Consider the following 13,253-nt stretch of genomic DNA (forward strand, 5'->3'; position numbering starts at 1 on the left):
AATAAAATCTTCTTTCTTATAATCTTTTTTAACCTTGTTTATTCCTTTTTTATCGCTAATGATAGCGCTTTCTTTTTACATCTTTAATATAGCATCTACTTTTTAAATTATCAAACAATTGATTTCCTCCACAACTCAAAAAGGCACACCCTTATAAACGGATGTGTCTTTCTTAAGTTATTTAGTTAATCCTTTTTCTTTTTACTACCTCTCAATCCTAAAATTGCTGACATACTTGCAATTGCTAAACCTAAAATTCCTAAAGTATTGGTATCTTTAACCCCAGTTTGTGGCAAAGTAGATTGATTCTTATTGCTACTTACTGATGCATCAAAGTTTCCATTTTCAGAAACTGTATTATGATTTGGTTTAGTACTCATACCTGTTTGTGTTGGCTTACTTGTCGAAACAGTATTAACAGGTTTATTTGAAGTAGTAGGCTTGCTTGCAGTATCTGGTTTATTAGGTGTACTTGGAACTGATGGTTTTGATGGTTTGTTTGGAGTGTCGGGAACCGATGGCTCGTCAGGCGTAGTTGGTGTATCAGGAATTGATGGTTCATCTGGGGTAGTAGGCTCATCTGGGGTACTTGGAACTGAGGGTTCATCTGGCACAACTGGTGTAGATGGTTCAGTGTCCTTAGTATAAGTTACTGTTACAGTGCTATCAGTGCTATCCTTAGTAATTCCATCTTTTGCAGCTACTACTGAATGATCAGGCGTATAGCCTTCAATAGTTGGTGAAACCACACTTTCAAAACTACCTGTAGCTGGAGTCCAAGTAATCTCACCAATCAACTTTCCAGTTACCTTATCAATAATCCCTGTTCCCTTAAAAGTAATGGTTTGTACTTTATCGGGTGCAGCTGATACATTAGTATCTTTGTAAACATACTTAATAGTTCTAGTTACAGTCTTGCTCAAGCTCTTAGCATCAAATGGATATTTTGGACTATCTGGATCATCCGGATTAATTGGAGTATCTGGAGTAAAGTCATCATCTGGTCCGACTGGGATAGTTGCGTGCGTGAAGTAAACTTTGAATAAGTTCTTATAGTTATCTTCTTGGAATGTTGCACCTTTATTATAAGTACTATTTTCTAACTTGTAGCCGCGAGCCTCATAGTAAGCAATCATTTGGTCAGGTGAAGTTGGGAAACTAATCACAGTACCAAACTTACCTGCGGCGTTTTCGCTATTTAAGACAACATTATCAGTTTTATCAATATATTCAATTTGAGCTGTTTGTTCATTAGCCAAATATTTTACAATCTCAACAATATCTTTTGAATCCTGATTAATATTGCCCTCTTCTACCACTTCAATCGGTTCAGGACTATAATTTGCTACTTCTGGAGAAGTTACTGCAGCAAAATGTGTGCCATTTATTGCAGTCCAATTAATTGTACCAGCTACTGGTTTACCTTGAGCGTCCACCTCAATTTCTCCATTTGAATCAAGATTTACTAATTGCCCAGTTACTTTATCAATAATTCCCTTACCAGTAAACTTCAACTCTTGAACTTTATCACTAAGTCCTTCTACAGGTTGGTTATTTGATGCATATACATACTTGATAGTTCTAGTTACGGTCTTGCTCAAGCTCTTAGCATCAAATGGATACTTCGGACTATCTGGATCCTCTGGGTTAATTGGTGTATCTGGAGTAAAGTCATCATCTGGTCCAACTGGGATAGTTGCGTGAGCTAGGTAAACAGTAAAGTTGTTAACATTTGGATTTTCTTGAGAATCCCCATATGTTGTTACGCCATTAATAAACTTAAATTGATCCTTAGCTACTTGTTCATAACCACGTTTTTCATAGTCTGCGATTATATCTTGAGGATCATTTTCAAAGAAAATTGACTCATTATATTTTCCGTCAACACTTTGTTTTTCCAAAACTTTATTAGTTGTAGTATCAATATAAGTAATTGTAGCCTGTTCTGGATTAGCATCGTATACAACAGTTTCATAAATATCAGGTGTATAACCATTAACTTCATCAACTGTTGGAACTTCCAATCGATCAGCACTATATCCTGTAATCTTAGGAGAGGTTACAGCTGCAAAACTCGTTCCCTCACTACTCCAGTTAATTGTACCAGCTACTGGATTACCATCACTGTCTACTTCAATTTGACCATTTGAATCAAGATTTACTAATTGACCAGTTACCTTATCAATAGTACCAGTACCGGTAAAAGTAAGAGTTTGTACTTTAGTTGGAGCTGCAGTTGCTCCGGTAATATTGTAAATATAGTTAATAGTTCTAGTTACAGTATTCTTTAAACTAGCTGCATCTAAAGGATATTTAGGGCTATCTGGATCCTCTGGGTTAATTGGTGTATCTGGAGTAAAGTCATCATCTGGACCTACAGGAATAGTTGCATGCGTTAAGTAAACGATGAAGTTGTTAACATTTGGATCCGTTTGAGAATCTCCATATGTTGTTACACCATTAACAAACTTAAATTGATCTTTATCTACTTGTTCATAACCACGTTTTTCATAATCTGCAATTACATCTTGAGGATCATTTTCAAAAGTAATACCTTCTTGATACTTTCCATAAACAGAATCTGAAAGTAAGGTCTTTCCAGTTACCTTATCAATGTAAGTAATATTGGCTCTTTCATTATTTTCATAGTAAGTTACTAAGAATTCTGTATCAGCATTATTTTGAGTCACTCCACTGATTTGGTTAATAACTGTTTGATCTGCAGTATAACCCGGAATGCGTGGCGAAACTACTTCACTAAAGCTATCACCTGATCCAGTCCACATTAATTGACCAGTAACTAGGGAACCGTCTTCATTTACCATGATGTTACCATCATTATCTAAAACTACATAATCACCAGTAACTTTATCAATTACTCCCATAGCTTGGAAATGAAGCGTGTCACTTACTGGTAAAGCAGCTTGACGCCCATCAACGTATTGGTAGTTTACAGTTCTAGTAACATCTTTTTCTAGCTTATCAGAATCAAGAGGATATTTTGGTCCATTTGGATCATCTGGATTAATTGGTTCTCCTGGCTTACCTGGATTTTCGGGATCAACAGGTACGGTACCATGCTTTAGTAAAACGTAAAATGTATTATCCTTTTCATTATTAGCAAACTTGCTTCCTACTTTAAAGCCATCCTCTACTAATTCGTAGCCCTGATTCTCAAGAGCTGTAATCATATCAGCAGTAGAATAATCAATAACTTCATTATATTTACCTGTGACCGTTGCTGTCTTTAAATCTTTATTTGTAGTAATGTCACGATAAATAATTTGAGCTGTTTGGTCCTGAGCTCCATAAAAAACAATTTCAGTAAGATCGGGTTGGTCGGGAGTAACAGTTACTTGACCTACTTTTTCTTGATCAGGTACATAGTTAGCAATTACTGGTGAAGTTACTTCTGCAAAATCGCTTGTTTCAGGGGTCCAACTGTAACTTCCTTCTTTGATAATCCCATCCTCAGTAACAATCTCGTTATTGCTATCAAGTTCTACTAAATTACCAGTTACCTTATCTTTGTAACCATTTCCTTTAAACTGTACTGTTTGGGTTACACTAGGAGCAGCTTGGCTACCATCTTCTGCATATTTATAGTCAATGGTTCTAGTAACTTGTTTTTCAGTGCTTACAGGTTCAATACCGTGGGTAAAGTAAAGATTATAAATATTTTTATCATTATCTTGTTGATAAGTATAAGTTGCTTTAGGGTCAAAATTCCCCTTACCTGGAATTAAGACATAACCTTGGCTTTCAAAAAGTGCAATCGTCTTTTCTGGATCAAATGGGAAAGAAATTGTATCTCCATACTTACCTAAAGCATAGTCAGTACCAATTGCTGCCCCAGTTACATCATCCCAATAGTTAAGTTGAGCAGATTGTAAGTTTTTCTTATAAACAACAATTTCATCAATGTCATTACTTGTAGGTACAACATACTTAGCTGGAACTTCAAGCTGATCCGGACTATAACCAGTGATTGCTGGCGAAACCACAGTATCAAATTTTTCATATTCTGGCTCCCAATCAAGGTTTGATACTGTTTCCCCAATTTCACCGTTATCATCAAGCTTTACATAGTTTCCAGTTACCTTATCTTTGTAACCAGTCCCAGTAAATTTAACTGTTTCCACTTTAGTTGGTACTGCAACACTACCATCTTCATAGACATATCTAATATTTCTAGTAACACTTCTCTCTTCATTGACAGGTTCTACCCCATGTTTAAGAGTAATCACATAAGTGTTAGCATCTGGTTCATCAATTGAATCCTTATATTTAGTACCAGCTTTAAATGGATTATTAACTAAAACATATCCTCCAGTAATATAGCGGTTAATTGCATTTGTAGGACTGTAGGAAATAGTTGTATTGTAAATACCTTCAGCAATTCTAGTTTCTAAGATTTTATTATCAGTAATATCTTGATAAATGAACTTAGCTGTCTCACCATGAGAATATTTAACTGTTTCAACTAAATTACCGGTAGTTGGAGTCACTACTACTGGTGAAACTTCAGTTGGATCTGCATAGTAATCTTCCACCTCGGGTGATTCTACACTATCTAGAACAACGGAAGATTGAGTCCAACTTGGACCTTCAGCCGTACCAGTAATATCATTATTTTCATCAACAGTTACCCATTGACCAGTTACTTTATCAAGATAACCTGTAGCAGTAAATTGGGCGGTTTGAACCTTGTTCTCTAAACCATCAACTGGTTCATTATTACGAGCGTAAACATACTTAATCGTCCGAGTTGCAGTTGCAGTCAGATGACTGGCGCTACTATTTTGAGGAAAAGTAGGACCATCTGGATCATCTGGGTTAATTGGATCACCTGGCTGACCTGGGTTATCAGGATTTACAGGTAATACACCGTGCTTTAAGTGAACAACATAGTCAATTTGGTCTGTCCCTAACTGTTGTCCTGGAACATAATTGCTACTTACTAGGACATAACCTTGCTTTTCATAACTTTTAATTTGAGTATTCGGATCGACCCCAAAATCTATCTCATCCTCATATTCTCCATTAAAACTATCTGCATATAATACTCTATTCGTCGTATCATCAATATAAGTTATTGTGGCTAATGATTTGACCTTAACATATTTAATTGGATGATCTTGACCCGGATTGGTAGGATTATAATTTTTTTCATTAAGATTTGCTAAGGTCCAGCCCGGGATATCAGGGGCACTAGTCGTAGTGGCTTTAGAGGCATCTGCAAGGTTATTATTATATTGAGTATTATATTGTCCATCATCAATTCGATTTCCATCTTCATCAACTGGGATAATCTTTCCAAGTGGACTGTAGTATAAGTTAGCGACACTGACATCATTAGGAATATAGGGACTTCTGGCATAAATTCCATTAGTAAATTGCTTATATTGACCGGGTTCAACGGTTAGCGTTTCAATAGCATCGCCATCTTTACCCGCATATAAAGAAGCATTCATAGTACCTGTATACAACCCATCTGCATTAGGAATTTCATAATATACAATTGTATTTGTAATTTGTCCCTCACTATCAAATAAAACTTTTTTATAATACCTATTAGGTTGGAATAAGGAAATAGTCCCTGTATAGTTAGCCCCATCGTTGGCAATATTATCACCATTAGTTAAATATTCACCAGTAATAACTTTTTTATATTGGTTAATATTAGGAATAGTAAAAGTTTGCCCACTTAATCCTTCTACATTAATTCCCTCAATATCATGATCTGGATCTTCATATTCATGATATTTTTTATCGTCTCCTAAAACATAATATTTTACTGCTGCTTGATTAGATCTAACTGGGTCAATATCTACCTTTTGAAAAAAATCAGTATCATTTTGTGCCCCTAAACCATAAATATTTTTTATGGAGGTATCGGTTGTCATTCTTTGAATTCCAGTAGCACCTTGGGTAGGTCTTGATACACCATCAATATTTAAATTATAGACACCCGTATTGTGAACCCAATATTTAGCGTTCCCTACAGCAATGTCAACATAATTAGTCGCCTTATTGGGGTCATTATCCACTTTAACAATCTTATTAGTATTATTAGGATCTAAACTAGCAAAATCAGAGTTAGTAATGAAAACGTGAACCTCTTGACCCGGATTCATTCTATCAGTTGCAATAATCATTCTGGCACTTTTGCCACCATATAATGCATTATTTAATTGTAAAATTGAATAAATATATAAATTATTATTTTTAATTAAATTTTTAGCTTGGTTAAGAACAGTATTATTAGGATCTTTACCAATAAGGGTATTTACTCTAGCCTGTTTATCACTAGTAGTAGCAACTACCTTTGAATCTTTAAGATTTTGAAGATTAGTTTCTTTGTTAGTAGTTATATCTTTTACATCAATTGATGTGGCAGTGGGAGAAGTGTTATCTTCCTTAGAAAGGTTTATAGAAGGCCGTTCTCCCCCCCCTATTTTTACTTTATTGGTTGCATCCCCGTTAGCACTAGCATCTTTACTTGAAGCACTAGCTTGAGGAGCTGCTTTTTTATCTAGAGTTTGTTCTTTACTACCTTCTTTTGAATTTTCTGAATTAGTAGTTACTCTAGCTTCACTATTCTTTTGATTTTGAGTATCTCCAGTTTGCTTGGCAACATTATCATCTACTTCAGTCTTATTATCTTTAGTTGCGTCTTGTGAAGACTGAGTAGTCACCGTAGTAGATTGAGCTGGGCTAACTTCAGCTGCTTTTGCAACTCTACCAGAACCCATAAAAGCTAGTCCAATTAAAACTGAACTAACTCCTACCTTTAAAGTACGGATAGAAAAGATTTGCTTTTTCGGCTCCATCTTTCTCAATTTTTCTCTAAAATTATTTTTTGATAACATTTTTTCTCCTTCAACAGTTAAACTACTACCATATTGTTATTAATCACAGGTTTATTATACTTCTTATTTTTATTAAAAGCATTAAAAACAGCAGTTTTTTAATTATAATATTTCTTATATTTAACATATTAAGTAATTTAGACACAAAAAAAAGGCCGGTTTTCCGACCTAGTTTATTAATCTTCGAAAGCTGCTGTTAAAGGAGGAACAATTTGCTTTTTACGAGAAACTACTCCTGGTAAAGCAACACTTGAATCATTTAATTTTGTATCAAAAGCCTTTTCAAAAATTGCTTTATTCTCATCACTACCAACTACAATAGCTTCTGAATTTGAATTTAATACATCAGTTAAAGCCAACATAAACATATCATAATTATTATCAGCACTTGCCTTTTCCATTGCTTTAATGAAATCAGCTTTTCTTTCCATTGCTTCTGGTAAGTCAACTGTGTTAACTTGAGCAATACGCACAGTGTTGCCGTTTAATTCAAAGCTTTTGGCATCTAAATCAATGAGTTCCTCTTCAGATTTATCAGCAATATTGGTACCAGCTTTAAGAAGTGCTAAACCATATTCCTTGTAATCTACACCAGCAATTTTGGCTAAAGCTTCTACAGCTTTTTTATCTTCTTCAGTAGTTGTAGGTGATTTTAATAATAAGGTATCAGAAATAATAGCTGAAAGCATTAAACCAGCTATGTTCTTTGGAATTTCAACTCCATTTTCCTTAAACATTTTGTAAACAATAGTACTGGTACAGCCAACTGGTTCTGCACGGTAAAATAGTGGACTAGCAGTATTGAAGTTCATAATTCTGTGGTGATCAACAACATGAGTAACTGTTACCTTATCAATATCAGCAACACTTTGTTGAGGTTCATTATGATCGACAAGCATTACAGCATCTACTTTATCTGCAGCGGTTTCAATAACCTTAGGTGCTTCAAAGCCGAACTTTTCTAATGCATACTTAGTTTCATCATTTGCTTCACCTAAAGCAACTGGCTCAGTATCGTAGCCTAATTTATTTTGTAAATATGAGTATGCAATTGCAGTACCAATTGCATCAGTATCTGGATTTTGATGTCCAAAAACAAATTCTTTTGCCATGATTAAAAACTCCTTTAAATCTATCTACAATAATTATCACAGTATATCTTCATTTGGTCAATTCCTAAATTAGGGTTTCCACATCATCTAAACGGCTGTCGTAACTAGTGTGAGCTAGATAATCTTCCCATTCTTTCAAAAAGAATCTAAAAGTGAAAACTTAGAATTTAGCTTTTTAATTATAAAATAACTTTGAAAATAAATTTTTGGCTGAAGTTCTACTGGATAGAGTGAAATCTTACTACGATGAGCTTGATAAAAACTCTGTGTTACATAAGTATTATACGGACGAGCTTGAGCAAATTGTAAGAGCTGGTAAGTCGCAGAAAAACGAGCCACTACTTCAGGTGGATTAGGTAAAAAGTTTAGCTGATAAGTGGATCTAATTAAATCCGGTAAGTAGGTATCTGCAGCATAAGAAACCCATTTTGTTTTAGTTAATCCCTCATAAGTAGCAGGAGTATTTTTATCATGAGTTAAAAATACTATTGAATCTTCAAAGACTTTTTTGACAATGATACTCTTTAGTTCTTCACTCGTTAGACTACTTTCTGGCAAATAGGTAAAAGCTAAATCAATTTCCCCATTACGTAATTTATTCCAAATACTACTTCTTCCAAAAAATTCAACTACAAATTCTACATTTGGCTTAAGTGAATTATAGTGGATTAAAAACTCTTCTAAAATTCGTGCTTCCATAATATTTAAAACACCAATTTTTATTACTTTATTATCTAACTCACTATTTGCAGGTCTAGAAGGACCTGTTACCTTCTCCATCATTTTATTTTCCTTTTTAATCAAATAAGTTGCTTATGTCTTTATGGTTAGGAGCAAGTGGCTTAGAAAGGTTAAGAGATATGGGTTGTCCATCAGTTGTAGGATCCAAAACAAACGAGCCATTAGTGTAGCGATCTCCTAATGGAAATTCATTGGTATTAAGAGTTAACTGGCGATCACTGCTAGTTGTCACAATCAAATCATGATCCTGACCATACCAAGTAATTGCATTAATACGATGAGGTTTAGTCTTTAACTCTCTTAGAATTAATACGCCTCGTTTTGCACGTGTAACTACATTCACTAAATTCAAAGCAAACTGCTTGAAAGCTCCTCTTTGGGTAATTAGACCTACTTTCACTTGATCCACTTGCTCTGGCTTAACTAAAATATAGCCTACAACATAGTCCTCTTCTTTTAAGTTGACTGACTTAACACCAACAGCACGCGCTCCACTACTTGGAACTTCATCAGTCTTGTAGCGCACTGCATAAGCTTGATTAGTAATCAACGTAAGATCATAATCTTGTTTTTCATCTAAAAGATCAACACCAACTACTAAACTATCATTTTCTTTTAGCTTAATTGCCATCATTGCACGTGATTTATATGTTCGAGTTGGTTGTAAGTCACCTAATTTAACTTGCTTAATGTAACCATCATTAGTTGCTAGTAAGAAGTTTCTTTCTGCACTTAAATCTGGTACTTCAAATACTCTTAAAATCTTTTCATCGGGATCTAGTCCAATTTCTTGAGATAAGTGTTGCCCAGTTTCCTTCCACTTGGTGTCGACTAACTCATGAACTGGTCTGAAAATAATGTTTCCCTTAGTAGTAAAAATATAAAGATTACTTAGAGTAGATATTGTCTTTTCAAAAATTATTTTATCTCCATCTGGCAATCCATTTTCACTTGCAGCAGTTGATTGGAAAGAACGTAGTGATGAGCGCTTTAAATAACCTTCTTGACTAACCAATACTCTAACATCTTCATCTGCCATCAAAGCTTTTTCATTAATTTCAATTTTTTCAGCTTTATCAGTAATTTCAGTTCGACGTTCACTGCCAAATTCCTTTTTGACAGCTCTTAATTCCTTAATAACTACTTTCTTCAAAACCTTTGGGTCGTTAAGAATTTCTTGATAAGTAGTAATTTTTTCTTTCAAATCAGCTTCTTCTTTTTGAAGTTGAGTAACATCAGTATTACTTAAACGATAAAGTTGAAGAGAAACAATGGCTTCTGCTTGATTAACAGTAAAATCAAACTTATCTACTAAATTTTTCTTGGCTGTCTTTTTATCTTCTGAAGCTCTAATAGTCTTAATTACTTGATCTAAAATATCAAGCGCATGAATCAAGCCTTCAACAATTTCTAACCGTTGCTGAGCTTTATTTAAATCAAATTCTGTTCGTTTAGTAACAATTTCTTTTTTATGGTCTAAGTATGAACTTAAAATTTGTTTTAGTCCAACTTGTACAGGAGCCATATGATCAATTGCTACCATATTAAAATTATAAGATACCTGTAAATCAGTATTTTTAAATAAATAATTTAAAATATTCTGACTGTCAGCATCTTTTTTTAATTCAATAACAATCGATAATCCATGACGATCAGTTTCATCTCGAACTTCCGCAATTCCATCAATTTCTTTATTTAATCGGATTTCGTCAATTTTTTTGACCATTAAAGCTTTATTGACCCCAAACGGTACTTCACTAACTACAATTTGCTGACGATGGCCCTTAATATCTTCAATTCTAGTTTTAGAACGAACTTGAATTCGACCACGACCAGTTTCATAAGCTTCTTTAATTCCCTTTTTGCCGAGAATAATTCCGCCGGTAGGAAAGTCAGGTCCTTGAACATACTTCATTAATTCATCAGTTGTAGCTTCGGGATGATTTAATAAATAAATTGAAGCATCTAGCACTTCACTCAAATTATGTGGAGGAATTTCTGTAGCGTAACCTGCTGAAATTCCTGTTGAGCCATTCACCAATAAGTTGGGGAAATGAGCTGGAAGAACTGTGGGTTCATATTCAGTATCGTCAAAGTTCAAAATCATTTGAACAGTGTCTTTATCAATATCTTCCAACAAGAGATTAGAAATTTTGTTTAGACGAGACTCTGTATATCTCATTGCAGCTGGTCCATCACCATCCATTGATCCATTATTACCATGCATTTCAATCAATGGTTCACGCATTTTCCAATCTTGAGATAAGTGAACTAAGGCACCATATATAGAAGAATCACCATGAGGGTGAAAATTACCCATAACATTTCCGACAGCTTTAGCTGCTTTTTTGTAAGGTTTATCGTATGTATTATTATCTTTATACATTGCATAAAGAATACGTCTTTGAACAGGTTTTAGGCCGTCTCGAATATCTGGTAAAGCACGTTCTTGAATAATATATTTTGAATAACGTCCGAAACGTTCACCCATTACCTCTTCTAAAGGTAAATCTTTAATTCGTTCTGTTGTTTCTACCATCTACAAATTAGTTCCTTTCTTAAATTATTGACGACTCGTTTCTAAAATGGAACCTTCTTCACCCATTCTAAACTTCACATTTTCATCAATCCATTTACGTCTAGGTGCTACTTTGTCGCCCATTAAAGTAGTAACACGTTTTTCTGCTAGTTGTGCATCATCAATCTTGACACGAATTAGAGTTCTTGTTTCTGGATTCATTGTTGTTTCCCAGAGCTGATCCGCATTCATTTCACCCAAACCTTTAAATCTTTGGAGCGAAAAGCCTTTCCCCATTTTTTTAGAGACTTCAGCTAACTCTTCATCTGTCCAAGCATATTCGATTTTAGCTTTTTTATTGTTGCCTTTTTGCAATTTATATAATGGAGGAAGTGCAATATAAACCTTCCCCGCTTCGATCATTGGACGCATATATCTATAGAAGAACGTTAAAAGTAAAATTTGGATATGAGCTCCGTCTGTATCCGCATCCGTCATAATAATAACTTTATCATAATTTGAATCTTTTACTTCAAAATCTGGACCTACTCCTGCCCCAATTGTATGAATCATAGTATTAATTTCTTCATTTTTGAAGATGTCTTGTAATTTTGCTTTTTGCGTATTTAATACTTTTCCTCTCAAAGGTAAAATTGCTTGGAATTTTCGATCTCTTCCTTGCTTTGCTGAACCCCCAGCAGAATCACCTTCGACTAAGAAAAGTTCATTTTTCTTAGGATTACGAGATTGAGCTGGTGTCAATTTACCAGAAAGAATTTCTTTCTTTCGTCTCTTTTTACCATTTCGACTTTCATCGCGTGCCTTTTTAGCTGCTTCACGAGCATCACGTGCTTTTTGAGCTTTTTGCACTAAACTCTGGGCAAATTCACCGTTTTCCATTAAGTAGTAAGATAATTGTTCATAAACAATATTATCAACTACACTTCTTGCTTGTGGTGTTCCCAACTTACCTTTTGTTTGACCTTCAAACTCAAGTAATTCTTCCGGAATCTTGACTGATAAAACTGCACTCAAGCCTTCACGATAATCAGATCCTTCAAGACCTTTTTCTTTATTTTTAAGTAAGCCTTGCTTCTTAGCAAAATCATTAAAAGCACGTGTAAATCCACTTCTCGCTCCTGCTTCATGACTACCACCATCAGGAGTACGGACATTATTTACAAAAGAGACAAAATTCTCTGAATATCCATCATTATATTGACCAGAAAATTCAACTTCAATTCCATGTTGTTTTCCTTCAAAGTAGAAAACATTTCCCATGGTATCTTTACCCTCGTTTAAATATGAAACAAAAGATTGAATTCCCTTATCGAATAAAAATTCATCATGGTGATTAGGATCTCTTTCATCAGTTAAAGTAAATTTAACTCCCTTTAAAAGAAAAGCTGATTCTCTGATTCTTTCTTGAATGGTTTCATAATTATATGTAGTAGTAGAAAAAATGGTTGGATCTGGCTTAAAAGTAATTGTTGTTCCTGTTTTGTCAGTAGTTTTACCTAAATTTTTTAAAGTACCTACTGGATGACCACCATTTTTGAATTCTTCTTCGTAGGCAATTCCATCCCTCACAACACGAACTTTAAGCCAAGAAGAAAGAGCATTAACTACTGAAGACCCCACTCCGTGAAGTCCTCCAGAAGTTTGATAATTCTGTTCGGTAAACTTACCTCCAGCATGTAGTACCGTCAAAATAACTTCAATCGTTGGTTTACCTGAGGGATGCATCCCCGTTGGCATTCCCCGCCCAAAGTCTTGCACAGTAATTGAATTATCTTCATGAATAGTTACATTAATTTCTTTCCCATATCCTGCCATTGCTTCATCAACAGCATTGTCTACTATTTCATAAACTAAATGGTTAAGTCCATAACGGTCAGTTGAGCCAATATACATTCCGGGACGTTTTCTAACTGCCTCTAAACCTTGTAAGATTTGAATCGATGAATCATCATAAGTATTTGTATTAGTTTTAGTCAAAAAAATTCCTCC

5 protein-coding genes are annotated in these 13,253 nt (G+C 34.6%); all 5 read right to left on the reverse strand.

The window, feature by feature from the left end; genetic code table 11:
* Nucleotides 1-185: 185 nt before the first annotated feature.
* Entirely contained in the window at nt 186-6,872 is a 6,687-nt protein-coding gene (locus tag FP433_RS04520; protein WP_265486510.1) for a mucin-binding protein, read from the reverse strand.
* Nucleotides 6,873-7,048: 176 nt separating this feature from the next.
* Entirely contained in the window at nt 7,049-7,984 is a 936-nt protein-coding gene (locus FP433_RS04525; RefSeq protein WP_265484445.1) for a manganese-dependent inorganic pyrophosphatase, read from the reverse strand.
* Between the two features lie 135 nt (nt 7,985-8,119).
* Entirely contained in the window at nt 8,120-8,767 is a 648-nt protein-coding gene (locus FP433_RS04530; RefSeq protein WP_265486511.1) for a LysR family transcriptional regulator substrate-binding protein, read from the reverse strand.
* Nucleotides 8,768-8,780: 13 nt separating this feature from the next.
* The gene (gene parC, locus FP433_RS04535) at nt 8,781-11,264 is read right to left on the reverse strand and encodes a DNA topoisomerase IV subunit A (protein WP_265484443.1); all 2,484 of its coding nucleotides are present in this window, start codon (nt 11,262-11,264) and stop codon (nt 8,781-8,783) included.
* Nucleotides 11,265-11,288: 24 nt separating this feature from the next.
* A complete protein-coding gene (gene parE, locus FP433_RS04540; protein WP_265484442.1) occupies nt 11,289-13,241 on the reverse strand; it encodes a DNA topoisomerase IV subunit B in 1,953 nt (650 codons plus the stop codon).
* Nucleotides 13,242-13,253: the final 12 nt, after the last annotated feature.

Source organism: Lactobacillus sp. PV012, assembly GCF_014522325.1.
Lineage (GTDB): Bacteria > Bacillota > Bacilli > Lactobacillales > Lactobacillaceae > Lactobacillus.